At 66.2% G+C, this 26,449-nt stretch carries 12 protein-coding genes; 1 reads left to right on the top strand and 11 read right to left on the bottom strand.

Features of this window, described 5'->3' with window-relative positions:
• From bglX to HZA32_15165, 9 genes are all read right to left on the bottom strand, one after another.
• A complete protein-coding gene (gene bglX / locus HZA32_15125; GenBank protein MBI5425410.1) occupies positions 1 to 2,220 on the bottom strand; it encodes a beta-glucosidase BglX in 2,220 nt (739 codons plus the stop codon).
• 65 nt (positions 2,221 to 2,285) lie between these two features.
• Positions 2,286 to 5,474: a discoidin domain-containing protein gene (locus HZA32_15130; GenBank protein ID MBI5425411.1), complete on the bottom strand. Its 3,189-nt coding sequence runs from the start codon at positions 5,472 to 5,474 to the stop codon at positions 2,286 to 2,288.
• A gap of 50 nt (positions 5,475 to 5,524) precedes the next feature.
• Positions 5,525 to 6,943: an MFS transporter gene (locus HZA32_15135; GenBank protein MBI5425412.1), complete on the bottom strand. Its 1,419-nt coding sequence runs from the start codon at positions 6,941 to 6,943 to the stop codon at positions 5,525 to 5,527.
• A 21-nt stretch (positions 6,944 to 6,964) separates the two neighbouring features.
• Positions 6,965 to 7,855, bottom strand: a complete 891-nt coding sequence (locus tag HZA32_15140; protein MBI5425413.1) for a hypothetical protein — start codon at positions 7,853 to 7,855, stop codon at positions 6,965 to 6,967.
• A gap of 62 nt (positions 7,856 to 7,917) precedes the next feature.
• Positions 7,918 to 10,647, bottom strand: a complete 2,730-nt coding sequence (locus HZA32_15145; GenBank protein MBI5425414.1) for a TonB-dependent receptor plug domain-containing protein — start codon at positions 10,645 to 10,647, stop codon at positions 7,918 to 7,920.
• Between the two features lie 120 nt (positions 10,648 to 10,767).
• Complete coding sequence (locus HZA32_15150) at positions 10,768 to 14,211, bottom strand: cellobiose phosphorylase (protein ID MBI5425415.1); 3,444 nt, start codon at positions 14,209 to 14,211, stop codon at positions 10,768 to 10,770.
• A gap of 138 nt (positions 14,212 to 14,349) precedes the next feature.
• Positions 14,350 to 17,190 carry a TonB-dependent receptor gene (locus tag HZA32_15155; GenBank protein ID MBI5425416.1) on the bottom strand — a complete coding sequence of 947 codons (2,841 nt, stop codon included), beginning with the start codon at positions 17,188 to 17,190 and terminating at the stop codon, positions 14,350 to 14,352.
• Positions 17,191 to 17,242: 52 nt separating this feature from the next.
• Entirely contained in the window at positions 17,243 to 19,981 is a 2,739-nt protein-coding gene (locus HZA32_15160; protein ID MBI5425417.1) for a hypothetical protein, read from the bottom strand.
• A gap of 152 nt (positions 19,982 to 20,133) precedes the next feature.
• Entirely contained in the window at positions 20,134 to 21,219 is a 1,086-nt protein-coding gene (locus HZA32_15165) for a LacI family DNA-binding transcriptional regulator (protein MBI5425418.1), read from the bottom strand.
• Between the two features lie 91 nt (positions 21,220 to 21,310).
• Here HZA32_15165 and HZA32_15170 point away from each other — a divergent pair, with 91 nt between their 5' ends.
• Positions 21,311 to 22,978: an alpha-glucosidase C-terminal domain-containing protein gene (locus tag HZA32_15170; protein MBI5425419.1), complete on the top strand. Its 1,668-nt coding sequence runs from the start codon at positions 21,311 to 21,313 to the stop codon at positions 22,976 to 22,978.
• Between the two features lie 63 nt (positions 22,979 to 23,041).
• Here the strand turns inward: HZA32_15170 and HZA32_15175 are convergent, their stop codons facing one another.
• Both HZA32_15175 and HZA32_15180 read right to left on the bottom strand, forming a co-directional pair.
• Positions 23,042 to 25,234 (bottom strand): hypothetical protein, encoded by a 2,193-nt coding sequence (locus HZA32_15175; GenBank protein ID MBI5425420.1) that lies wholly within the window; start codon positions 25,232 to 25,234, stop codon positions 23,042 to 23,044.
• A 100-nt stretch (positions 25,235 to 25,334) separates the two neighbouring features.
• Positions 25,335 to 26,447 (bottom strand): DegT/DnrJ/EryC1/StrS family aminotransferase, encoded by a 1,113-nt coding sequence (locus tag HZA32_15180; protein MBI5425421.1) that lies wholly within the window; start codon positions 26,445 to 26,447, stop codon positions 25,335 to 25,337.
• Positions 26,448 to 26,449 lie beyond the last annotated feature (2 nt).

Raw genomic sequence — 26,449 nt, forward strand, 5'->3', positions numbered from 1 at the left:
TCATTCGAGCTTGAAGCTCGCCGTGAGCGTCGCCGTCGAATCCGTGCCGACGAAAACGTCGAAGTCGCCCGGCTCGGCGCCGAAGGTCATGTCGCCGCGCCAGAACGAGAGGTCGGCCGGCGTCAGTTGGAACGACACGTCGCGCGCCTCGCCGGCGGCGAGTTCGATTTTCTGAAAGCCCTTCAGCTCGCGCACGGGCCGCGTCAAGGAGCCGACGCGGTCGCGCACGTAGAGTTGCACGACTTCCTCGCCGGTGCGTTGGCCGGCATTGCGCACGCGCGCCGTGACGGTGATCGCACCGTCCGCGGTGAGCGCCGGAGCGCTGAGGCGGAGCTGGTCGTAGGCGAACGTCGTGTAGCTCAGGCCGTAGCCGAACGGATACTGCGGCGTGTTGGGCGAGTCGATGTAGTGCGAGAAATACGGGTCCTTCGGATCCTTGGGCTCGGGACGGCCAGAATTCTTGTGCGCGTAGAACAGCGGGATCTGTCCCACTGAGCGCGGCCAGCTGAGCGGCAGCTTGCCGGACGGATTGTAGGCGCCCGTGAGCACATCGGCGATCGCCGGTCCGCCCATCGTGCCGGGGTGCCAGGGGACGAGGATGGCGTCGACGAGAGCGTCGACTTTGTCCACCAACTGGGGCCGGCCCGCCATCACGAGCAGCACGACCGGCTTGCCGGCCTTGTGCAGCTCCTCGAGGAGGGCGACCTGCTGGCCGGAAAAATCGAGCGACGTGCGGCTGGTGCACTCGCCCGATTGGAAAACATCCTCACCCAACGCCATGATGACGACGTCGGACGCATCGGCGGCGGCGCGCGCGGCCGCGAAGCCGCTGCGATCGTCGCTGCGCGTGTCGCATCCCGGCGCGTAGCGCAGGTTGTCCCCGTAGAGAGCTTGGAGCGCGGCGCGCACCGTGACCGTGTCCTTGCGGTCGACTTGGGCGTGCCAGGTGCCGACTTGATCGAGCGGCGCGTCGGCGAGAGGGCCGACGAGCGCAACCTTGAGCGCGGTGGTCTTCAGCGGGAGCACGTCACCCTTGTTCTTGAGCAGGACGCACGAACGACGCGCGAGATCGCGCGCGGCTCGGAGGTGATCCGGATGCAGCAACAACTTCTCCTGCCGGGCCGGATCGCAAAAACGATACGGATCATCGAACAGGCCGAGCTGGAACTTCACCGCGAGGATCGCGCCGACCGCTTGGTCGAGGCGAGCCATGGAAACTTTTCCCTCACGCACGAGGCCGGCGAGATACGGGCCGAAGGCGCCGTTCTCCATATCCATGTCGAGGCCGGCGTTGAAAGACTTCAACGCCGCATCGCGAACGTCGGTGACGTTGCCGTGCGCGCGCATCTCGGTGACGCTCGCCCAGTCGGAGACGACGAAGCCCTTGAAACCCCACTCGCGGCGCAGAACCTGATCGAGCAGGAACGGGTTCGCGGAGCACGGCGTGCCATCGAGGTCATTGAAGGCGGCCATGAAGGTGGCGACGCCGGCCTCTTTCGCGGCGCGGAACGGCGGCAGGTAGACGTCGCGCAACTGGCGCTCGGTCACGTCGGTCGTGAAGTAATCGCGGCCCGCCTGCGCGGCGCCGTAAGCGGCGAAGTGCTTCGCGCAGGCCAGCACGCGATCGGTGCCGGCGAAAGTGCCATCGCCTTGGAAACCGCGCACCCGCGCGCGCGCCACGGCGGAGCCGAGGAACGGATCCTCGCCCGCGCTCTCGGCGATGCGGCCCCAGCGCGGGTCGCGCGCGATGTCGACCATCGGGGCGAACGTCCAGTGAAGACCGGCGGCCGAGGCCTCGATGGCGGCGATGTGCTCGGCTTGCTCGATGCGGGCCATGTCCCACGAGGAGGCCGAAGCGAGCGGGATCGGGAAAAGCGTCCGGTAGCCGTGGATGACGTCGAGGCCGAAGAGCAACGGAATGCGCAGGCGCGAATGCTCGACAGCGATCTGCTGCCATTTGCGCGTCTGCTCGGCGCCGACGACATTCAGCATGCTGCCGACCTCGCCTTTCTCGAGCTGCGGCGTGATCGAGGAGTCGGAGGCGGGGCCCGTCATATCCTCGCGCGAGGAATACTGGACGAGCTGGCCGACCTTTTCCTCGAGTGTCATGCGCGACAACAGATCGCGCACGCGGTCATCGACCGACGGCGTCGGGGCCGCGCGCAACACGAGGCCGGTGGTGACGAACAGGAGAAGCAGAGCGTGACGCAGGAGGGACATGATGGGGGAGACGACGTTGGGCCGCACACGTGCGGGCGGCACGCGCGCGGCAGCGACCGGGAAGTTCAGTAAGCAATCGACAGTTTCGCCGGGAGGCTGTCGATGCGGATTTCGTTTTGGTGCATCAGTTTTCCGTCACCGTGCACGGAACGGATCGGACGCGAAAGCGGCGAGCGCACGACGATGCCGCCGGCGGGCACTTTCACGCCGTCGGCGATGGAGACTTCCACCGCATTCACGGAGCCGTCGGCCGCGCGCTGGCTCTTCACGGTGTAACTGATTTTGCCGAAGTAGGTGGGCATCGAGACGACCTCGATGCCGGCGGGATCGGTCACCCACGCATCGGACACGCCGGCGGCGAGGACGAGCGCGTCGTCCTGTTCGCGCTCGTAGACGAACATGCCGCGCACGGACCGGATGAAGTCGGAGCCGCACCACGTGTGCGGCATGTCGCCGATCGTGCGCGGGGTCTTCGGATCGCGGAAGACGACTTCGGCCCAATGGTTCCAGCCGGCCGGGCGGCGCAGCGACATGAAGTAGTCGAGGCAGGCCTGCGCGCGGTCCTTTTGCCCGAGGTAGACGAAGGAACCGATCACGCGGTTCTCGTAGGGCGTGAGGTCGAGCCACTCCATCTTGCCGTCGCGGCGGGCGACGAAACGCTCGAAGTATTTCTCGAACGTGCGGCTGAGCGCCGGTTCGGGCAGGAGGCCGACTTCGTTGCCGGGTTGCACGAGCACGGTCGTGGAGGTCGCATCGAAGTCGCCGAGTTCCGCGCAACCCGGGATGTAGTCCACCTTCGTGTTCTGCATCGCGAGGCGGATGGAGTTGTAGAAGTCCTTGCGGAAGTCGTCGCGCTCCGCGGCAAACTCCTTCGCAGCGGCCGTCTCGCCAAGGATCTCGGCGATGGTGGCGGCGTCCTTCAGGCCGCGCAGCGTGAAGGCGTCGTCCCAGTAGGAATGCATCGGCTTGGCGCTGTAGCCCTCGTGGCTGATCGACTCGGGCATGAGACCGTAGAACGCGCGCTGCTCGGCCGTGCCGCTGATGAACGGCTCCACCTTGCGCGTCGCGCGGAGTTCCTGGATGTAGCGCACGGTGCGGACGACGTGCGGCCACTTCGTGCGGAGCCACTCCTTGTCGTGCGTGAAGTGGTAGACCTGCATGAACAGGTAGATGAGCTGGCCATGGCTGTCGTTCTCGGGCGTCGGATCGGCGCCGAGGCGGTCGACGACGCAGGGCACTTTGCCGCTCGGAAACTGGAACGGCGCATACCAATCGGCGAACGCCTTCACGGCGTCGTTGAGACCGAGTTCGAGCAGCGCGGTCGAGGTGAGCGAGCCGTCGCGAATCCACGAGCGCTGGTAGTTGCGCGAGCCCGGCTGGAAGCGCACGCCGTCCTGATTGATGAAAATGTAGGCGAGGTTCGACTTGATGGTGTCGATCACCGGCTGCGCCGACGCCGGCAAGCGCACCTGGAACAGGTCGAGGCGCGACTCCCACATCGCGCGCGTGGCCTTCTGCGCGGCGTCGACGTAGCGCGCGGCTTCGGCGGCGGAGACGTTGGCCGGGATCGGCTGTGTCGGCTGGTGGAACGGCGAAGCGAGGCGCACTTCGTGGCTCGCGCCGGTGCCGAGATCGAAATCGTAGGCGAGCGCGCCGGAGGCGAAACCGGCGGCGTCCTCGGCGGACGTGGCCGCGGGCAAGCGGCCGCGAGCGAGGTGCTCGACGATCTCGCCGGACTCGAACGGGGTCGCACCGAACGCGCTCGGGCGGTCGAGCGGGATGACGCGGCGCGCGCCGACTTGCACGACGCCGTCGACGAGCGCGACGCGCTCCACGCGCGCCCAGCCGGCGGCGCGGAAGATGTTTTGCCACGGCGGGTCGACCATGAAGGGCCGCACCGCGAGGAAGAGTTTTCCCTTCACCGGCGCGCCGGCATTCGTGAGCTGGTAGCGCGTGAGCAGCACGCTGTCCGCGCCGGCGGCACCGGCGGCGAAGGTCGTGATGCGCAGCGTGAGGTCGCCGCGTTTCCATTCGACGGTGGGAATCGGGAGGTAGCCGGCTTCGAGCGATTGCGAGAGCTGGACGTCGCTCCAGGTCACGAGCTGGCCGTCGACATAGAGGAAGGGCTCGACGGTGAAGGACCCGCGCGCGACCTCGATCTGGCCGGTCTCACCGATGAGCGCGTTGTCGCCGTCGGCCGGGCTGCCGGCGGTCGTCCAGTAGCACTGTTCGCCGATGTAGAATTTCGGGAAGAAGCCCCGCCGCTCGCGGCGCGCGATGGCTTCGAAGAAGGTGTTCTCGTTCTGGCCGAATTGCGGGGGCTGCACTTCGAGGCGCGCGAGTTCGGCGCCCTTGGCGACTTCCTCCGGCGGCAATTCGAGGCGGAGCAGGTTGCCTTGCTGCTCGGGCAGGTAGACGTAGTCGCGTCCGCCGTTGCCGCGCGAGACGGAGGCGACGGTGCGCCACTCGCGTCCGTCGGCGGAGAGTTGCACCGCGTAGCTCGCCGCGGCCTTGCCGGGCGCCCAATCGAGGATGAGGCCGCCGATCTCACGCTCGTGCGCGAAATCGATCGTCAGGGCCGCCTCCCCTTCCCCGGGCGCAACGGACCAGTGCTCAACCACGGTGCCGTGCACATCGGCCGTCGGTGCGCCGACGCTGGCTTGGACCGTGGCGCGAGCGGCGGCGGCCGCCGCGTCGTCGATCGGCGCGAAGCGGAGATTGGAAATGTAGATGCGGCCCACGCCGCCGGTGGCGGTGGCGACCGTGAACTCGATCGCGCGAATGCGCTTCGGCTCTGGAATGCGATGCGGGCCCCAGCCGAACGAGATGTGGCGCTTACGCACGTGCTGCGTTTCGAACTGCGCCGGGAAGGTGAACGAGAGCCGCTTCGCCATCCAGACGTTGTCGTGCTCGTCGATCAGCTTCACTTCGAAGTTGTTCACCTGGCACTCGCCGCGCAGCTCAAAGGTCAACTGGTAGTTCGCGGGCAACTCGAGATCGACCGCCTTGCGCGCCGTGGCGTAGCCGTAGGCATGGCTGAGATCGAAATCGAGGACGACCGCGCCGCCGGTCTTGCCGGTGGCATGGCCGATCTTGGCCTGCGCACCCTCAGAGGTGACAGCAGTCCAACCGGCGACGCTGGCAAAGTCGTCGAGCTGGCGCGGCTGCGCGCAACCCAAGGCGGCAGCGGCGAGCGCGACCGCAGCGGCGGCGAGGCGAACGAGCGGACGGAGTGAAACGGAGTTCGTATTCATCGCTTGAAAAGAGATTGGGCCAAGTGCGCCGGCCCTGACGGCGGGCGAACCTAGGCGGCGCCAGCGGGCGTCGCGGAGGCTTTGCGTTGCTTGAGCAGCGCCTTGATTTCATAGGCGCGCGCCTCGGTGAGCGGGTAGCTGGCGAGCAGCCAAACGCTCAGCAGGCAGATCGCGGCCGGCAGGCAAATCTCCCACGCACGCAGCTGGAACAGCGTGGAATCGCTCTGCATCTTCGCGCCCTCCACGAAGCCGGTGAAGCGCTGCAGGTAGCCGCTGATGATGGTCGCGATCGAGACCGCGACTTTCCACCACCAGTTGTAGACGGCGAAGTAGATGCCCTCGCGGCGGATGCCGGTGGCGAGTTCCTCTTCGTCGCAGATGTCGGCGATCATTGCGTTCACGAGCGAGAACGCGAAGACCATGCCCAGCGACAGGCACACCGTCGGGAACGTCGTCCAATACGGGTGGGCCGGGTTGTAGCAGATGATCTTGGAAAGGTTGCCGCCGATGATGAGCGCGAAGGCCAGCAAGACGGTGAAGCGCTTACCGTAGCGCCGGGAGCACCACGCCATCGGGAACGCACCGGCAAGCCCGACCGTGGCCCAGAGCGTGCCGTTCAGCGCCATGACCTCGGAGGCCGAGTCGGTGTTTCCGCCGAAGAGGTAGAAAATCTGGATGTAGTTGTTGAAACCCATCACCAGCTGAAACGCGACGATCAGGAGCACGAACGCGCCCACGAGGCGAAGGAACGTAGGATTGCGGTAGGTCGCCTTGAAGCTTTGCCAGATCGGAATGCGCTCCTGCTGGCTCGCCTGCTGGACCTTGCCCTCCTTGCACACGAACGCGCACCACATCGCCGCGCCGGTGAGCATGACGCTCAGACCGAGGCAGACCCATTTCACGCCGTTGACGGTGTCGCCGCCGAACATCGGGCGGTTGGCGAGATAGTAGACCCACGGCAGCGTGAGCGCGCCGATGTTGCCGATGAAACTCGAGTAAGCGAACAGGCTCGTCTTCTCGTGATAGTCGTCGGTCATCTCGAGCCCGAGCGCGCCGTGCGGAATCGCGTAGATCGGCACCACGGTGTAGAAGAACAAAGACGTCACGAGGAAGTAGCCGAACATCCACTCCTTGCTCCAATCGCGCGGCACCGTCCAAAGCGCCCAGAACGCGATGCCGATGAGCACGCCGCCCACGATGAGGAATGGGATGCGCCGGCCCCAGCGGGAGCGGCAATTGTCCGACATGTTGCCGAGGAAGGGATCGATGATCGCGTCCCACAGCCGCGGAAATGCCTGCGCGTAGCCGATCCAGATCGCGCTGACGCCGAGACCGACGACATAGACGAGGTTCGTCAGCTGGACGACGGAGTTGACGGCGACGATCGTGACCACCGCCCCCATGCCGTAGGCGACCTTTTGCGAAACAGGAATGCGGTCGGCCGCGGCGGTGGTGTGGTGGGAGTTCATGAAAGTGCGGGGTCGCGGAACTCAGCGGGATTCGCCGAGCGTTTTCCAGAGAATGGCGGCGTTGTTCGTGATGAAACCATCGGCACCGCGTGTGCGCAACTCGCGGACCAGCGCCGGATCGTCGATGGTGTAGATCCAGACCTTCAGGCCCCGCTCGTGTGCGGCGGCGATGTTGGCGGCCGTGAGCCCGCGGTCCCAGACGATGACGCGAACGCCGCAGGCAGCGAGTTCGTCCCACACCGAGGCGTCGGGCTGGCCGTCGCGCAAAGGAGCCGCGCCGTGATGGCGTTCGTGCGGCGCGCCGAGGGCGGCGAGCACTTGTTCCGGGAGCTGCTCGTGCAGCTCGCGGAGGAAATTCCAGTCGTAACTCTGCACGACGACGCGGTTGACCAGGCCGCGTCCGCGCAAGAGGCGCGCGAGGGTGGCGGCGTCGCCGGCTTTGCGTTCGATCAGCGGCATGGAGCCGCCGGAGCAGATGAGATCGAGAGTTTCAGCGAGCAGCGGCAGACGGACGCCACTGCGACCGTCGAACCAGCGGCCCGCATCAAGTTCGCCCAGTTCAGCGGCGGAGCGATCGGCCACGCGGAGGGCCTTGCCGCCCCAACGCGCCACTGCGTCGGTGGTGCGATCGAGTGTCGCGTCGTGAATGACAACCGGCACGCCGTCGCGGGAATGGTGGTAGTCGAACTCCACGAGATCCGCGCCAGACGCGAGGGCGAGGCGGAAGGACGCGAGCGTATTCTCGGGAGCGGCCGAGCTGTAGCCGCGATGCGCGATGACGAGCGGTCGCGAACTGGCCAGCAGGGCTTGGGCGTTGTTTTCACCGGCGGCGGCCTGGACCGCGTAACAAGCCAGCGCGAGAGCGATGACCAGAAGCGGACGGGGCAGCGAGAGCGGGTGAAGGAAAACCATCAGGAGAAGGGGGCGGCGCTCCGCGAGGGAGCGCCGCCCGTGACATCGAACTGGAGTGGCGGTTAGAGTTGGAAGCTGGCGGTGAGCTTGAAGGTGCGGGGCGATGGCAGGAAGTAGCCGTTGGGAATGGCACGGCCGGCGCTGTCGCGCCAGGAGCCGTCGTAGCTGGTGATGACCGGATCCTTGTCGTCGAGAACGTTGAGCACGTTCAGGGCGATGCGCGTCGGGATGCCACCGAACTTCGTCGAGTAGGCGATCACCATGTTGGTGGTGTTGCGCTCGGCGCGGTAGTAGGTCTCGTTGCGGATGACGGTCGAGTATTGCTTGCCGGTGCGGGAGACGCCGCCGCCGATCGAGAGGCCCTTGAGCTTGTCGTTCATGAACGTGTAGTTCGCGAAGATGTTCGCGACGTATTTGGTCGTGCCGACGACCGTCTTGCCGGCGACGTTGTTGTCGAGCGTCGTCTGCGCGTTCACGAGTGCGGTGCGGAGGTTGGTGGCGGCGGTGTTGCCGAGGTTGGCGGCCGCATCCCACTTCGAGAAGTTGGCGGCGTAGTAGGCGCGCTGGCCAGCGAGGGCGTCGACGATCTCGGACTCCGGCAGCGCGTAGCTGGCCTGCAGGCGCAGGTTCTTCAGCGGGTTCGCGGTGACTTCGAACTCGTAGCCGCTGACGTGCAGCGACTGCGTGTCGTCGTAGGCGAGCGCACCGAGCGCGGGATCGCGGGCTTCGCTGCGGGCGTCGTAGTAGAGGTTCCAGATGTTGCCGAAGCCGATCTTCGTGCCGGTGATGCGGTCGTAGGACTTCGCATCGTAGTAGACGGCGGTCGCGTAGTATTTGCCGTCGTTGGTGGAGAAGCGGAGGCCGGCGTCGACGCCCTCGCCGCGGGTGGCCTCGAAGGGCTTGCCGGTGAGGCTCGGATTGCGGCCGGGGCCGATGGGCTCGAAGTTCTTGCCGTAGTTCGCGAAGATGCCGACCGGTCCGATGTAGTAAACCGCGCCGCCCGAGTAGGTGTTGCCCGTCGCGGCGGAGGCCGTCGTCGTCGGGATAATGGCGTTGAGGCGATACTGGTCGTAGCTGTCGTGACGCGCACCGAGGAGGACGCTGAGTTTGTCGTCGAGCGCACGGATGTGCGTGAAGGCAGCGACGTGCTTCAGGGTGTAGTCTTCGTCGAAGTCGAACCAGTTGCCGTCGTGCGAGGTGTAGGCGACTTGATAGGAACCGATGGTCGCGGGCAGCGCGATGGTCGGATGCGTGTCGTCCTCGTAGATGCGGGCGCGAATGATGCGGTTGCTGGCGCCAACGATGCCGGCGTTGAGGATCTGGGCGTTGAGCTGACGCGCGTGCCAAGTGATGTCCTGCTGGCCGGCCGAGACGCTGAAGGTCTGGCGGTAGGCCTGGTTGAAGAGCTTCGTGTCGAGCTTGTAGGTCAGCTGGGCGCGGACTTCCTTCACGCCGCGGTTCTGATTCTGGCCGCTGATCATGAAGTCGCCGTAGCGTTTGCCGAAATTGGGGTTCGGGTTGCCGTTCGGGAGCTGCTTGTTGATGTCGACGGCGAGGAAGCCGATGCCCTCGTAGTTCTTCGAATCGCGGGAGTCCTTGTAGTAGTAGCCGGTGACGGCGAGCTCGAGGGAGTTGGTGAAGCTGTGAGTCAGCCAGAGCGTCGCGACGTCGTATTCGGGCTTCGAGATCGCGTCCTTAGCGGCGACAGTGAACTCGCGTTTCGGGAACACCGCGATGGTGCTGCCGTCGATCGTGAGCGTGCCGTTGGTCATCGAAGTCGGATACCAACCGGCTTGCGGGGCGATCGGGAGGAAGATGCCGTTGGAGCGCTGGCCGATATTCCAATTCTGGATGCCGATGCCCGGCAGGCTGGGAATGTAGACGTTCCAGTAGTTGCTGCCGTCGATGCGCGCCGTGGAGCCCGAAGGCGCGGCGGTCCCGGCCGGCGTGAGCGGCGCGGCGCCCCAGGTGTTCGAAACGGAAACGCCATCCCAACGGCTCGTGCCTTCCGGCGCCGAGGCGCGGTAGAACGAGCGCTCCGAGCGGCTCGCTTCGGCGTCGAGGCGGACGGCGGTGCGCGGCGTCACTTGGTAAGCGAACGCGACGTCGACGGCGCGTTGGCGGTCGATGTCCTGATCCTGCCAGCCTTTCTGTTCCTCGATCAGCGCGTTGACGCGCACGGCCATCTTCTTGTTCAGGAAGCGGCTGTTGCTATCGACGGTGAAGCGCTTGCTGCCGTTGCTGTCGAAGACGAAGGCGGGATTGAGAAACTCCTTATCGAAGCGCGCCTGCTTCGTGTAAGTGCTGAGCACGCCACCGACGGTGCCGATGCCGAACAGGATGGAATTGGGACCGCGGTCGAACTCGATGCGCTCGACGTTGTAGGTGTCGGCACTCTGGTAATAGGTGAAGTAGTTGCGCGTCGGGCCTGCGCCACCTTGCAGCGACTGGCCGGCGCCGCGGAAGTTGAAGTCGAAATCGCCGAACGGTGAAGAGGTCTTGCCCGCGCCGTAGTCGGACGGGATGACGTTGAGCGCCCATTGCAGCGACTCGCGGATGTCCTGGATCGCGACGTCGTCGAGGAAGGTGCGCGTCAGCGAGGACATCGCGGCCGGCGTCAGCTTGATCGGAGTGTTGGTGCGCCCGCCGGCGAGCGAGTCGACGGCAACGTAGCCGATGTCGCGATCCGTGTTAACCGTGAAGGTCTCCAATTGGACCACATCGTCGTCGGGTTTCGGCGCCGTAGCCGGTGGCGCCGACTGGGCCGAGAGCAGCGGGGTAAAGGCGAGCATCGCGGCGAGGGACAACGCGAATTTCGCAAGGGGCAGAGCAGGCTTAGCTGGGGCTAGCAGTTGCGATTTCATTTTAGGTGACAAAAACCGACAACACGGTCCGTGGGGCCGCGGCGCAGACTACAGGATGATCTCGATCAGGTTCGATTGGGGGTTGAGATGCGTGGATACGTCAGCAGAGGCGACACGGAGACCGCCCGCGCGATAGGGGTTCGGCTCGGGATTGCCGGCCAAAGCATGCCCGTTCACGCGCACGCTCCGCGGCGAATGCGTGGCGGACTTCACGGCGTAGACGAGGCGCACGGGCCGGCCGCAGAGATGCGTCTCGGCGGTCAAACCATCGAGGCTGCGCGGGAGCACCGGATCGAACACGACATCGCCGAACGACTCGCGGATGCCGAGCAGGCACGCGCGGATCTTGTGCAGGTAAAGCCCGGGGCCGCTCGAGTAGAGTCGCCAGCCGCCGCGGACCGACACGCGCCCCGCGCGCAGTTCCGGCCAGCGCGCGGCCGCTTCCACGCGGTCGGCGAAATCGGCGTCGGAGCTCGAGAAATAGACGTTGCTCTGGCGCGGGGCGGCGCGCGGCACGACCTGTTCGAGGCCCACCGGATTCACGACTTGGAGCGCTTCCCACAACCGGTCCGCATCGCCGATCTTGGCCATCGCCTCGGCGTAGCGGATGTGCGCGTGCACGTATTGCAGGCCGATTTCGCGGCCGACGTTCGCAGCGGTCTCGCCGCGCTTGAAGAGTTTTTCCAGTCCGCCGTGGTAGGTCGCGGGCTCGCTCATGAGCCGCACGCCGTCGGAGAACTTCAGGTCGCGCTCGACAATGGCGAGGTGATGCTTCGCCTCCTCCGGAGTAAACAACTCCGCGATCACGGAGCGCGTCATCGGCAGCAAACGATAGCGAATGCCGGTGATCTTGTCGCTCGGGTGCAGCAGCGGACGTTTCGTGCCGTCGGCCTCGTTGACAAGGAATCCGGCCACGGTGCCGCCGGGCATCAACTGGGCGCTGAAATCCCGGCGCATGCGCGCGAGCAGCGACTCGAGAACTTCGGCCCGCGCCGTTTCGCCCGCCCGCTGGCTGACGGCCGCGAGCTGACGGAAAGTCTGGAAAGCCAGCGCCACCGTCCACGCGCTGACCATGCGGGTCCGCAACGTGGGATCGGCGGGCTGCAACGTGTCGTCCCAGTCGCCGTCACCGTAATTTACCAGCGCCGTGCCGGGCACGAGGCGGCTTTCGACGTGAGCGACGACGCGGTCGCAGTGCACCCAAAGCGATTCGCGCGTGCCGGTCGGCCGGAAAGACTTCGCGTCGGTGTAGTCGATGTTCTGGCTGAGGAAGCTGAGGTCGTTGGTGGCTTCGACGTAGTCGCACAGCGCCTTCACCGGCCAGAAGCACACGTCGCCATGGCTGTGCGCCTGCTGGATGAAGTGGAACGGCGGGAACATGAACCATTGCGGCCATGCGCCTTCGACGCCTTCGGCCTGCGCGGCGGCACCGAGGTATTGTTGCGCAAAAACAGTCTCGAGCACGCGACGCGCGACATCGAACTCGCCGGCGGAGAGCAGCCACTCGATCGAGCCTTGCGTGACGTCGCGCACGCCCCAGGCGGCGCCGCCGTATTGCTCGAGGCCGTGCGGCGTCGAGAAGTGAATCGAGGCGTTGTGAGTGAACCACGGCAGCACGTCATCGACGCGCGCCACACCGGCATCGCGCGCACGACCGAGACGCACGGGAGCCGCGGGCGGGCACGCGAGCGGGCGTTCGGCGGCGAACTCGCCGCGCGCCGCAGCCACGGCGGTTTCGAGCGCGGAGAGGCCGGCGTGCGTGCCGACGAGCGCGAGAGAAAACTGGCTGGTCGCCACGGAACGGACTACGGCGTAGGGGCCGCCGCGCGCTTGATTGTCGGCGTAGAGGAGTTCGTCGCCGCCCAGCTCGGCCGCCTGCGCAGGATCGATCGCCGCGAGGGCAAAGCAGGTTTGCGGCAGATGTTGTGCGAGGAATCCGGCCGGAGACGGCACGGCGGCCATCCAGCCTTGCGCGGCGTTGACCTCCAGCGTGCCGCGCGCATCGAATTCGTTGGCCCCGAGCGCGAGAGAATGCGTGACGAGGAACTCGCACGGTGTCCCGCTCGTCACCTGCAAGACGAGAAAGCTCGCCGCCGATTCGCGGGAGCACGTGAGCGTGGCCTCGATGGTCGCGTCGGTCAGACGGTAGTGCCACCGGACGCGACCCGGCTCCATGACGAAGGCCGAGGGCACGCCGAGCTGGCGCCACTCCCCTGCCCGCCGCACGAACACGCGCTGGCCGCTGGCCCGCGCGAGATTGAGCGGATGGCGCACGACGGAGAGGAGGCGCGCGATGCTCGGGTTGCCGAGATAGACCTGCGCGCCGAAAATACCCGCGGCGTAGGCGGTGATGCCGAACTGGGCGTCGTCGATCCAAAGCGAGGTGCCGTTGCGGACGATGTGGCCGTGCGGGCGGGCGACGATCGCCTCCTTGGCGCGGAGGACGACGTGCGTATCCGTGCCGCAGAAAAACGAGAGCAGGTGGCGCTGGGCGTCGAATTCCTCGTGGCGGCGCGCGTCCGGGAACCAGGCGGCGAGCTCCGCCGCGGTCGCATTCTCGCCATGCAACCACAGCGCGGTGAACACCGAGCGCGGCGCATGACTGAAACGCGCGATTGTCGGGGCACTCGCCCAAACCGCGGGCAACACCTCGGCGAGGCACGCCAGATCGGCGGCGGAGGAGGCGGTCGGGTGGTCCTCGATGAAGCGCGCAACGAAGGTCGTCGTGGCGTTGCCGTCCGGCGCGAGGACGATCGGCCGCGTTTGCAGGCCGGCGAGCGCGCATTCGTATTGGAGGCGGCGCGACGGCAGCGCCGGCTCACGCATCGCGAGCGGTTCGCCGGTCAGACGGAAATCGGCGCCGAGAAACTGGTAGGCGTCGGTGCAGAAGGCGGCCGCACCCTCGGCGCATGCGAACGCGGCCCACGGGTGGCGTCCGCCGGCGGCGGGTTGGTTCTGCCGGGCGAGGATGACGTGCCCGAGAGCCGAGTCGGAAAGCGGAAGGAGATCGAGGTATTGCGAGGTGTAGGCCTCGTTGTTGCGCACGGCGCCCTCGTCGGCGAGGCCGAGGTCCTGCGCATGGAAAATCTCGCACGTGAGCGGGGCGCCCGACGTGTTGCGGAGTTGCACGCGCCAAGCCCAGGCGGCGTGTTGCGGGTGCAGCGTCAGGGTGGTGACGCATTCGAGGCCGGCGCACGGCGTCGTGCGCCAAGCCGGGTCGGCGGCGGCGGAGAAATCGACCTCACGTCCGACCAGTGGCGCCCATCCGGCGACTTTGCCCGTGGCGTCTTTCCAGCGCACGAGAAGGCGGAAAAGACCTTCCTCGGCGGGGCCGGGCAACACTTGGTTGAGCAGGGTCTCGCGATGGCGCAAGGCGAACAGCGTGCCGCTAGGCAGCAGTTGCGCGCGGAGACCGCTGGCGGAGTTGAGCTCGATGAGCCCGAAATCGGCGGCGGCGGAGAGCGAGAGTGCGTGAGGAGAGACGGAACCCATGACGGGTGACGGATTGCGAGCGCGTTGGCGCGACATTGACGAGACAGAATTCCGGGGGTCGCCCCGCGATGAGTCGGGGCGACCGAACGGAAACCGGAGGCGCCAGCAGGAGCCGCGCCTCCGGGGACAACTTACGACTTAGAACTCGAAGCGCGCGGCGAGGCGGAAGGTGCGCGGCGCCCGGAGGACGTAGCCGTCCTTGATGTGGCGGCCGGAGGAGTCGGTGTAGCCCCAGTGGTAGCTGGTGACCCACGGATCCTGATCGTCGAGGACGTTGTCAATGTAGAGCGCGAGGTGCAGCGGCACCGAGGCGATCTTGGTGTGATACTGCAGCGTCATCGTCGTCGAGAGACGGGAGTCGCCGTAGTATTCGATGCCGTCGAAGACGCCGGCGTAGGGCTTGGCGGCATAGCTGGCGCCGCCGCCGAGCTCGAAGCCCTTCAGCATCTCGTCGGTGAACGTGTAGTTCGCGAAGAACGCGACGGTATACTTCAGCTGGCCGTCCTGCTTGGCGCCGGGCTTGGCCTGATCGAGGGCGTTCTGCACGCTGGCGATCTCGGAGCGCAGGTTGTTGCGCGCCGTGGCGTCGAGCGCGGCGTTGTTCACGACCGCGTTCCAAGCCGCCGAGTTGGAGGAGAAGTAGGCGCGGCTGTCCGGGTAATAATCAACCTTGGACGTGTCCTGCGTGCCCCAGCTCGCGACGAGGCGGAGGTTCTTGGTCGGGTTGGCCGTGATTTCGAACTCGTAGCCCTGCACATCGAGCGACGTGGTGTCGGAGAAGGCGAGACCGCCCTTGCCCGACTCGGAGGGGAGACCCTGCGCGATGTTGTATTTCTGCCAGACGCCGCGGAAGCCGATCGGGTTCTCGACCAGATGGCCCTTGGACTGGGTGTCGTAGCGGATGAGGGTCGCGTAGTATTTGTTGTCGCTGGTCGACCAACGCAGACCGTATTCGAGGCCTTTGCCTTCTTCGGGCTTCGGGCGGGAACCGCTGAGGAGCGGCTGCGAACCGGCGTGCGGCGGCTGGATGTTCTTGGACCAGTTGGCGACGAGACCGAAGCCGCTCTTCAGGAAGTAAACGGCGCCGGCGGAGTAGGTGTTGCCGCTCTGGGATTCGCTGACGAGGTTGTCGGTCAGGTTCGGGCCGCGGCGAAGTTCGCGGAGATTCTCGTCGTAGGAATCGCGGCGGGCACCGAGGGTGACAGTGAGCGCGTCGTCCAGGAGACGGGTCTGCGACATGACGGCGACATCGGTGAGCTTGAACGTATCGTCGAAGTCGAACCAGTAACCGTCGGCCTTGGGCATGTAGGCGACCGCGCGGCCGTTGACGACTTCCGGAATGGCCATGACTTGGTTCGGCGTATCGAGGTAGATGCGGCCCCAGATCATGTTCTGCACCCAGTCAGCCGGGTTGGTGATGGAGGTGCCGTTGCCGACCTGGCCGAGATATTGGCGGGCGGATTGCTTGAGGTCCTTCTTCGAAGCGGCGACAGAGAACAGCTGCTTCCACGACTGACCGAAGAGCGACGAGTCGAAGTGGTAGTTCAACTGCGCGCGGCCTTCCGTGACGTTGCGGGTCTGCGTCTGCTTGCTGAGGAAGAAATCGGCGAACGCCTTGCCGTAGTTCGGATTCGCGGTGCCATCGGGGAGCTGCTTGTTGATGTCGATCGCGGCGCCGCCCGTGCCTTCATAATCCTTCGCGGTCTGCGTGTCGTAGTAGCGATAGAAGGCCGCGGTGAAGTCGAAGTTCTGGTTGATCTTCTGGTCGTAGGTGACGGTGATGTCGCGATACTTGATGTCGCTCACGCCGTTGCCGTAAGTCCACTCGTAGCTCGGGCGCAGCGGAATCTTGGCGGTGCTGGAATAGGTGGCTTCCCACGGGAGCTTGATCTGCGCGGGATACCAGCCGGCTTTGGGCTGATAGTTGAGCGCCTGACCGACGTCGGCGAGGCTGCCAGAGGAGGCGTAGCCGCCGGCCCAGCCCATGAGCTGCTTGCCGACCGGCAGATTCGGGATGTAAACCCAGAACGGATTCAGCCAATCGCCCCACGCGCCGGCGTTCTGCATCGGGATGGTGCGAGCGGAGCCAACCGGAGCGGCTTTCCACGTGTTGGACGCGGTGGTGCCATCCCAACCGGAGATCTTGTCGCCGATGCCGGAGGAGATGAGCGAGCGACGGACGTTGGCGTATTCGCCTTCGACGCGGATTTGGGCGTCGTCGGTGATCTTCCAGAGGGCCGCGAGGTCGACCGCCTTGGTGCGGTTGACGTCGGCTTCGCGCCAGCCCTGATTGTTGTCCTTAACAGCGTTCAAGCGCACCGCGACGGTGTCGCTCACCTTGCGGTTGATATCGACCTCGTAGCGATTCGAGCCGTTGTTGTCGACGGTGACGGTCGCCTTGGAGAGGTTCTTGTCGAGACGCGGAACCTTCGTGTAGGTGCTCAGCTGGCCACCGACGGTGCCGAGGCCGAAGATGATCGAGTTCGGGCCGCGGAGGAATTCGATGCGCTCGACGTTGTAGGCGTCCTGGTTCTGGTAGAACGAGAAGTAGTTCCTCGTCGGTCCGGGGCCACCTTGCTCGCCGGCGCCGGCGCCACGGTAATTGAACGCCCAGTCATGGAACGCGGAACCGCCGAAGCCTTTGCCGGCGTTGATGTCTTCCGGCACGACGTTCGGCGTCCACTTGAGCGCCTCACGGATGTTCTGGATGCCGATATCGTCGATGGCCGTCCGGGTGAGGGACGACATCGAGGACGGGGTGAACTTGATCGGCGTGTTGGTGCGGCCACCGGCCAACGAATCGACGGCCACATAGCCGACGTCCTTGTCGGTGTTCACGACGAACGGCGTCAAGGTATAGACGTCATCTTTCGCCGGCGGGGTGTTCTCAGGCGCAGCAGTCTGCGCCTGGAGGGCGGGCTGGGCGCCCAACGTCAGCGCGACGGCCAACGGGATCAGGCGGGGGATCGGGGTTTTCATTTCGGGTGTGGTTGCACGGGTTGGGATTTTGATCTGAGGTTCAGAACAAAAATTACTGGAGGGTCAGAATGCCGAGACGCACATGGCTCTCATCCTCGCGCACGTAGGACCAGATGAGCTTGAGGGTGGCCTCCCACTCTTTGGTGCCTTCGGCGACGACGGCGGGCGACACGCCCATCTGCAGGCCGGGCTTCGGCGTCACGCCGAGCGCGCTCCACGGAATCGAGCCGTCGACGGTGTAGCCGTCGGCCGTCGGCGTGATTTTGCCGCGGCTCGCCGCATGGTGGAAGAACTCGACCGCGTCAGAGGTGTTTTTCAGCTCCCAATGGTGGGCGCGAATGAAGCCGAATTGGTAATCGCCCGCGCCCAGCCAAAGCAGGCCATCGCGGGCGGGATCGACGAAGAGTTCGACGAGGCGGTTGCGCTCGACGGGCAACTTGTAGCCGGCCGGCGAGTCGACGACCACCGCATGGAAATGCAGCGCCTCGGCATCCCACGTGAAGGCGAACTTGAGCGAAAGCGGCGGATCACCGGCGCGCACGTCGGCGAGCGAGTCTTTGTATTCCATGCCCGCGACCGTGTGCCACTGCCACTGCTCGCGCGGAGCATCGGCGGGAACGGCGATCGCGCGGCGCGGCTCCGGCAACACGCGCGGACCGAGCAACTCGCGCTGGGCGACGACGGAGGTCTTCGCGCCAAACGCGCCATCGACGAACTCCGGGATTCCCGCCCGCGCCTTTTGCACGACCTCGTCACGAGCGAACCACGTGCGCACGCAGTCGTTGGAAAGCAGATTGGCCGCCGCGATCACGATGGCAGCCTGCGCATTCGCCGGGTCGTCCGAAGCGCGGCCGAGCGCACCGGAGAACCGGTGCAGAACCTCGCCGGGAAACTGATCGATCAACAACGCGAGCGTCATCGCATCCGGCACCTGCTTGGGATGCGCATCAAGCGTCGCGTAGGCCAGCTGCGAGGCCGATGCGCCGCTGAGCACCGCGCGTTCGTCAAGCCACAGGCCCGGCAACACGGCTCCGGTGACATCGGCCGGCGCGAGCACGTGCACGGCACCGAGAGGTTGCGTCGTGCGATCGAGTCCGCTCCAGCTGGCGCCGCTCTCGCGCCCCTGCCCCACGCCGATGAACGTGCCGAGGCGTGACACCGCAGCGAGTTTCTCTCCCGCTGTTTTCGCCGGCCAGGACAACGCGATAAGTTTCTGCGTCGCTTCGGCCGCGACGACGGGAAGCGCTTGCCGGGCCGTGATCAATGCGGCCGCGAGCAGGCTGGTCCCGGCGTAATCGGCCGATGCCGTGCTGGCGGCAACCAGCCGGCGCACGCGTTCGACCGCTTCAGCTCCATCGAGCAGTCCCAGACGGTGGGCCGCCAGCGTGGCGGTCAGCTGCAAGCCGGCGTCCGCCCCGCCCGCTTGGATTTTCTGCCAGGCGGCCAAGGCATGCGTCCGAACAAGGTGCTGTTCGCCCTGAGTGAGTTCGCGACGGGTCGAATAGAGTCCCGCTTTCGCGATGCCCAGCTGCACCTCGGGTGCGCGCATGAAAAGGCGATGGATGAGCCCGGTGCGAAGGTTCTCCGCCTGGATCATCGAAATGCCCTGATCGATGCCGATGACGTCCGGGTTGACCCAACCGGTCTCGGGATTGAAGGCGTCGACGAACCCGTAGCGCTTCCAGATGCGGTCGCCATAGGCGAGACGGAGGTGGCGAAGCACCGCGAGCGTCTCACGCGGCGCGAAAATCAGGGAGCCCGCCGCGGCGCAAGGCACGATCGTGCCGTCGAGCGAATTGAACCGCAACGTCCGCGGCGGACCACCCCAAGCCTTGTAGCCGGTGGCCGAATCCGAGGCGGTCAAGCCCCAGAGATTCGCGCCCCAGCTCGGAAATTCCTGCTTCAAGTCGATGCTGAACTGCCGCTGCGCCAGCGTGGCGAGCTGGGAGTTCTTGAAATAATCCATCGCCGCGTCGCGCCGCTCGCGCAGGTCGAGATACCCCTGCGGGAACTGGTGCACGAACAACGGCGGCTCCTGCACGTAGACGAAATCACCGTAGCGCCCGAGCGGCTTGCGCTCCCACGCGCGCCAATAGGCGGCCGGCAGCGGCTTGGGCGAGACACCCAGCGCGAGAAAACTCATCAACACGTGCTCCGAGTAGCGATCCCAGCGGTAGCGCGAGAAACCGGTTTCGTCGTGCCAGCTGAGCGCGACCTGGCTGCCCTCGTTCAGGAACCAATTCCAGTCGACGTCGCCCAGCAGGCGGTTGACGAGCGCCGTGATCTCCGGGTCGGCGAAATACTCCCGCGCAACGATCGCGCCCGCATAAATCAGCGCGGAATCGATGGACGACAGCTCGCACTTCCACGCGCGTTCGCCGGTGTCCATCTCCATGAAATGATAGAAGAACCCTTTTTGCCGCGGCGCCTCATTGGCGAGGAAGCGCAGCTTGGCGCGGACTCGCTCGGCGGCGGCCGTGCGCTGAACCCACCCGCGCTCCGTGGCGATCACCCAAGCGGTGAAGGAGAATCCCGAGGAGGCGATGCTCGCCTTGCCGATACTCTCCGAACCATCCGCCCGTGCGCGATCGCGCACGAGACCGGTGCGCGGATGCGCCTGCTCCTGGAAAAAACGAAACGCCGTGCGCTCGATGTCGTCGAGCAACGCGTCGTCCTCCAACGAGAGATTCGCCGCCCGAACGGGTGCGATGAAGAGCGACAACGCAGGCAGCACGAAGCAGAGCGCGATGCGCAGCGCCGGCCAAACGGCGAAACGAGGACGGAACAGCATGGTGTGGGTGCGATAACAGGGCGCCACAAGCGCGCCGGGGATTCCGCACGATTAAATGACAACGTTTGCAGTGCAAGGCCAAAAGCGCCGCAATTCTTGTCATTCCTCCTGGCGAGCCGCGAACGAAGGCCCGCTCGCCTGCTCCTTCCGTTCTATTTCCGCTCCGTCCGCAGCGGCCGCGTCGACTCGCGGATCATCATCGGCGCCGGCATCTCATCGAGGACGACGCGTGTGCTGTGACCCGGTGCGTTCGCAGCTTCCACAATCAATCCCACGGCTCGCTCCGCCATGTCGGCCAGCGGCTGGCGCACGGTGGTGAGCGCCGGCTGGCAGGCGGTCGCCCAGATGCCGTCGTCGAATCCGACCACGGAGAGATCGTCCGGGCACTTCAGTCCCGCGACATGCGCAGCGTTGATCGCGCCGAACGCGATCTCGTCGTTGGCGCAGCACACGGCGGTCGGGCGCTCGGCGCATTGCAGGAATTTCGCCACGCCAGCGCGACCGGTTTCGGCGCTGAAATTGCCCTCGAAAAGCCACTCGGCGCGCGGCTTCGCGCCGGCCTTCTCGAGCATCTCCATGTAGCCCCGGCGACGCTCGTCGGCGTCGCGGGACCCCGGGGGCCCCAGCAGCAAGCCGATCTTCCGGTGTCCCAGCTGCAACAGGAGACTCGCGACCGAGCGAGCCCCGGCGAGATTGTCCACGCCAACCACCGGCACGCCCAAGTCGGCGGCGCGCACTCCCGGAGGCAGGGCGGATTTCGTCAACACGAACGGTCGCCGATAGCCCTTCAGCTCCTGCACGTCACCCTGCGAAAGCGGCTCGGCCAGGTAAATGAGGCCGGAGGAATTCAGCGCGACGTGCTGCATCGCCTCGCGGAAGCTGCCGCCTTCCTTCCGCCGCAGCGTGCAGATGTGCACGCCCCAGCCGCGCGCCGCCGCCGCGTGCAGCGTTCCCGCGAGGAAGCGGCCGTAATATTCCGAGAAGAAAATGTTTTCATCGAGCGGCACGACGACCGTCAGCGTCATGTTCACGCCCTTGCGGAGCATGCGCGCGCCGAGGTTCGGCAGGAAATGCTGCTTCTCCGCGAGATCGAGGATCTCTTTGCGCCGGTCCTCGCGCACGAGGTGCGCCGTCTCAGGGCGAAGGGCGCGGGAGACCGTGGAAGGCGAGACGCCGAGCTTGGCGGCGATCTGGACGATACCGGTCTTGTCGAGCCGTTGGGAACGCCGGGCGGGCATGCGTGAGCTTCTTGCAGGTCGCCCGGCGGGCGGCAAGCAAACGTGTGCAAAGAGATTGCGCGCGGCTTCGCGACGGACCTAGCGTGCCACCATGATCGCTGCCGTTGCCCGTTTCGCCCGCGCCGCGCTGCTGCCGGGCCTGCTCGGCGTCGCCGCGTCCGCGGCCGAGCTCCGTCCCCCACCCGCTTGGCTCGAACAAGCGGTGTTCTACCAGATCTACCCGCAGACCTACGCCGATTCCGACGGCGACGGCATCGGCGACCTGCGCGGCATCATCCACAAGCTCCCCTATCTCCACGAGCTCGGCGTCACGGGCATCTGGATGAATCCGTGTTTCGTTTCGCCGTTCCGCGACGCCGGCTACGACGTGGCGGACTTCTACCGCGTCGCCCCGCGCTACGGCACGAATGACGATTTGCGCGCGCTCTTCGCCGAGGCAAAGCGTCTCGGCATCCATGTGATGCTCGACCTCGTCGCGGCGCACACCTCGGACCAGCACCCGTGGTTTCGCGAGTCGCAACGCGCGGAGAAAAACAAATACACCGACTGGTATATCTGGACCGCCGGCGTCGGCCAGCTCTTCGCCCCGAATCAACAGGTCGTCGTCGGCACCGCCGAACGCAGCGCCAACTACATCGCGAGTTTCTATTCCTGCCAGCCCGCGCTGAACTACGGCTACGCAAAGCCCGACCCGACGCAGCCGTGGCAACAGCGCATCGACGCGCCCGGCCCGCTGGCGGTGCGGGCCGAGTTGAAGAACATCATGCGCTTCTGGTTCGAGATGGGCGCGAGCGGCTTTCGCGTCGATATGGCCGGCTCGCTCGTGAAGAACGATCCGGACGGCTCCGCCACCGCGGCGCTCTGGCGGGAATTCCGCGAATGGATGGATCGGGAGTATCCCGACAAGGCGATGGTCTCCGAATGGTCCGAGCCGCACGTCGCGATCCCGCAGGGCTTCCACATGGATTTCCTCCTGCAGTGGACTAAGCCTGGCTACGCGTCGGTGTTCCGCGAAAACGGCGGACAACCCGCCATCTTCGATCGCCGCGGCACGACGCCTTTCCGGAAATTCCTCACGGAATTCGAGCCGCTCCTCGCCGCCACGCGCGGCAAGGGCTACATGGCGCTGCACACCGGCAATCACGACACCACTCCGCGCTTCGGTAACGGCCGCGAGGCGCGCGACCTCGTCGTCGCCCACGCGTTCCTGCTCACGATGCCGGGTGTGCCGTTCATCTACTATGGCGACGAGATCGGCATGCGCTCCCCACCGTTCACGGTGAACAAGGAGGGCGGCTACGAGCGCACCCCGGCGCGCATGCCGATGCACTGGGACGCCTCGCCGGGCGCGGGCTTTTCGACGGCGCCCCTTGAAAAATTCTACCTCGCCGTCGATCCGGCGCGCGAGCGACCCAACGTCGCCGCGCAACTCGCCGACACGACCTCGCCACTGCGGGCCGTGCAGCGTTTCATCGCGCTGCGCCGCGCCCACCCGGCGCTGGCCGCGAGCGGCGATTTCCGCGCGCTGCTCGCAGACGCCGGACAACCGATCGTCTACCTCCGCGCCAACGCGAGCGAGCGCGTGCTCGTCGCGCTGAATCCCACGGCGCAGGCCGTGACCGGCGAACTTCCGCCCGAGATCGACGGCCGCAGCGCGACCGTGCTCGATGGCGAAACGCACGCCCTCGCCCCAACGGGCCCGCGCTGGCGCGTCGAGCTGCCGCCGGTGAGCTACGCGATCATCCGCCTCGCCCCGTAGGCATCCGCGGGACTTGTCACCCAACAGGTGACAAGTCCCCACTCCGCGCGTCCGACGCGCCGCTCACTTCACCGGCTCGGGATCGGGCTTGAAACCGATTCGGTCGAGCGCGGGCGCGATCTCCGGGTTCGTCATGAATTTGTTCCAGATAAGGCCAGTGCGGTGGTTTTCGATCATTACCACGATCGGCGCTTGGTTCAGAGCCATGTAGTCCTCGTCGAACCAGTTCCAGGTTTCGTTGAAGCCGTCGTGGAAACCGAACGTGCCCCACACGCGGTCGCCCAGATCGCGATAGAAATGCTTCAGCGCGGCCATCGATTCCTCGGGCGTATAGGGCATCGACGAGAGCGATGCCATGACGTTGATGGTGCCGTTATCGTCGCGGGGCTCGGGACGCCCACCGCCGTTGTTCACGCCGGCGGAGCGACCCCAGCAATCGGGACCGTAGCCCGCGAAGCCGCGCGGATTCGCCATGCAGTAGGCGCGCGCGATGAGTGAGATGGCGCGGTTGTTCTTGAAGTAGTTCGTGTAGGCGTCGCGTTTGCCCCTCGGGTCAAACGCCATGTAGGAGAAATGCGTGAAGAACAATTCGGCCCCCGGTCCTTCGCCCACCTCGAGCTTGATGCCGTAGTAGGAGTTGCCGTTCACGAAATGATCACCCTGCGTCGTGCGGCTCCAACCGCGACGGTAGCGCACCGCGAGGTCGGATTGGCCGGCCCACCCGGTATGATACAAACTCGCCGGCACGGCGTGCGTCGGCGATGCGATCGCGAGCAGGTAGATGATCATCGACTCGTTCCAGCCGATGAGCGGGTGGTTGATGTGGAAGCCGTGGTCCGGCGACCAGTGCCACCAGAGGAAATCGCTGTTCGGTTCTTTGCGGAACCAAGTCCACTCCACCTCGCGCCAGAAGCGAGTCACGGTCTCGCGGATCTCTCGCTCCGCCGGTGTATCGCGATCGAAATACTGCCGCGCGGTGAGCAAACCTTGGATCATGAACGCCGTCTCGACGAGATCCGCGCCGTTGTCGTAAACGCCGAAATACGGGATCACCTTGCCGTCGCGCGCATCGAGGAAATGCGCCCACGCGCCGTGAAAACGCGGCGAGCGGTCGAGAAAACGCAGGATCTTCTGCAGGCGCTCCGTCGCTTGGTCGCGAGTGATCCATTGGCGTTCGGTCGCGACGACCAGCGCCATCACGCCGAAGCCGTTTCCGCCCAGCGCCATCAGCTCGGGGTTTCCGGGAAGGATCTCGGCCGCGAGCCCGGAATTGGCGTGTCCGCCTTCCCAGTAATAGCGGAAGCACGCGAGCTGCACCATCTCCAGCAACTCGTCGTCGGTCATCGGTCGCGTGGCCGCGACCGCCGAAGCCTCGCTCAACGGCGACTCGCGTCCCTCGAGGTCGAGCGCCGTGACCTTGTAGCACGCCTGTTTGCCGGGCGCGCCAACCCAGTCCATGAAACGCGTCCATGCGTTCCGCTGCGTGCCGACCGCGGTGAACGTCTTGCCGCCGTCCTCCGAGCGGTGGATGCGATACGCGATGACGTTCTCCGCGCGGCTCGGCTGCCACGTGACGTCGAAATGCCGCTCGTAGCCCGTGACCTGCACCGCGCGCGGAGCATCGGGTGCGGGTGCGGCGGCGACCTTGCTGTCCATGATCACTAAATCGTCAAGGTAGAGCGTGTGCTCGGCGCCGTCGTCGAGACCCTGCGTGAAGATCACCGCAACCGCGTCCTCCATCTTGAACCCGCGATCCGAAGTATCGCGGAAAATCGCCTGGCTGCCGTTCAACTTCATCCGCACCCGCACCCACTGTTTCGCGGGCAGTCGCTCACCGCCGGCCACCAGCGTCTCCGGCGACGCGCCGTAGTTGTTCGCGTCCTGCATCGTGACCCGCGGCGAGTTTTCCGCCGTGAGCTCCGTGTCCGACCAACACCAGAACGCCAGCGTGTCGCCCTGCATCTTCAGCTTCCGCCAATCGCGACCCGGGTCCTTGATCACCGCGTGCCAGGAACCGCCGCTCGCGGATTTCCAGTGCAGCTTCAACGCGTTGGGCGGGCTCACGAACCGCTCCGTCGTCGTCGGCAAGCGCTCGCCGACGCGCTCGATGAAACTCGGCGCCACGACGCCCGCCTCGGAATTGTAGTAGCCGCCGCTCGCGGGGCTGTTGTCATAGATCACATGGAGGTCGTAGTCCGGCAGCGCCGCCGCCACGTTCCCGACCGCTCCGCACACCGCCAGCCACCCTGCGAACATCGCTCTCTGCAAACGTTGGCATTTCATGGCGCGAACAAAGCACCGCGAGCCGCGAGCGCGAGCCTGAATCCGTTTCCGCTCCGAAATTCCCGCGCGAAACTCAGAGCGCCGCGCGAACGGCCGACGCCACTCGCGCCACATCCGCGAGCGACAGGCCCGGGTGCAACGGCAGCGAGAGCACCTCGGTGCATGCGCGCTCCGTTTCCGGCCGGGAAACATCCTGCGCGTAACCGGGCTGCCGGTGGATCGGCACCGGATAAAGCACGCCACAGAAAATCCCCCGCGCCTCGAGCGCACCGCGCAGCGCGTCGCGCAGCGGCGTGCGCACGACGAATTGATGCCACACGTGCTCCCGCCCCGGCGCGACGAACGGCAACCTAACCGCGGCGCCTGCGAGCGAATCGACGTAAGCCGCCGCCAGCTGCGCGCGCTGGGCATTTTCCGCCGCGAGACGCGGCAGTCGCGCCCGCAGGATCGCCGCCTGCAACTCGTCGAGCCGGCTGTTCCGTCCGTGCTCGTCGCTCACGTAGCGCGTGCGCCAGCCGTATTGGCGGAGCAGACGCACGCGTTCGAGCGCGGCGGCGTCGCCGCCGACCACCGCGCCGCCATCGCCGAGCGCGCCGAGGTTTTTGGTCGGATAAAAACTGAACGCCGCGAGATCGCCCCACGTGCCCGCGTGGCGTCCGCCGACCACGGCACCGTGCGCCTGCGCGCAATCCTCCACGACCTTCGCGCCGTGCTCCCGCGCCAGCGCCAGAATCGCCGGCATGTCGCACGCCTGACCGTAGAGATGGACCGGCACGACCGCCTTGATGGCGCGCGCCGTGTCCGCGCGCAGCGTCGCCGCGAGCGCCGCCGCGTCCATCAGCATCGTGTCCGCCGCGATTTCGACGAAGACCGGTTCGGCGCCGGTGGCGACGATCGCGGCGGCGGTCGCAGTGACGGTATTGGCCACCGTGGCAACGCGGTCGCCCGGACCGACGCCGAGGGCCCGCAGGGCGAGTTCGATGGCGTCGGTGCCATTCGCCACGCCCGCGCAACCACTCGCGCCGAGCCACGCGGCGAATTCCGTCTCGAACGCCGCAAGTTCGCGCCCGTGGATGTAAGTGCCGCTGTCGAACACGCGCGCGACGGCAGCGTCAATTTCAACCTTGGCGGTGAGATAGCCGGCTTTCGGATCGGCGGAATAGAGGCGGCGCAGCGCGTCGGACATGG

This window comes from Opitutia bacterium, from assembly GCA_016217545.1.
In the GTDB taxonomy this organism is placed as follows: Bacteria; Verrucomicrobiota; Verrucomicrobiia; order Opitutales; family Opitutaceae; genus Didemnitutus.

Bases quoted from the DNA above. Each gene is read 5' to 3' on its own strand.
- HZA32_15165 (MBI5425418.1), bottom strand. From the start codon at position 21,219: ATGCCCGCCCGGCGTTCCCAACGGCTCGACAAGACCGGTATCGTCCAG.
- HZA32_15130 (MBI5425411.1), bottom strand. From the start codon at position 5,474: ATGAATACGAACTCCGTTTCACTCCGTCCGCTCGTTCGCCTCGCCGCC.
- HZA32_15170 (MBI5425419.1), top strand. From the start codon at position 21,311: ATGATCGCTGCCGTTGCCCGTTTCGCCCGCGCCGCGCTGCTGCCGGGC.
- HZA32_15175 (MBI5425420.1), bottom strand. From the start codon at position 25,234: ATGTTCGCAGGGTGGCTGGCGGTGTGCGGAGCGGTCGGGAACGTGGCG.
- HZA32_15140 (MBI5425413.1), bottom strand. From the start codon at position 7,855: ATGGTTTTCCTTCACCCGCTCTCGCTGCCCCGTCCGCTTCTGGTCATC.
- HZA32_15135 (MBI5425412.1), bottom strand. From the start codon at position 6,943: ATGAACTCCCACCACACCACCGCCGCGGCCGACCGCATTCCTGTTTCG.
- HZA32_15155 (MBI5425416.1), bottom strand. From the start codon at position 17,190: ATGAAAACCCCGATCCCCCGCCTGATCCCGTTGGCCGTCGCGCTGACG.
- HZA32_15150 (MBI5425415.1), bottom strand. From the start codon at position 14,211: ATGGGTTCCGTCTCTCCTCACGCACTCTCGCTCTCCGCCGCCGCCGAT.
- HZA32_15145 (MBI5425414.1), bottom strand. From the start codon at position 10,647: ATGCTCGCCTTTACCCCGCTGCTCTCGGCCCAGTCGGCGCCACCGGCT.
- bglX (MBI5425410.1), bottom strand. From the start codon at position 2,220: ATGTCCCTCCTGCGTCACGCTCTGCTTCTCCTGTTCGTCACCACCGGC.
- HZA32_15180 (MBI5425421.1), bottom strand. From the start codon at position 26,447: ATGTCCGACGCGCTGCGCCGCCTCTATTCCGCCGATCCGAAAGCCGGC.
- HZA32_15160 (MBI5425417.1), bottom strand. From the start codon at position 19,981: ATGCTGTTCCGTCCTCGTTTCGCCGTTTGGCCGGCGCTGCGCATCGCG.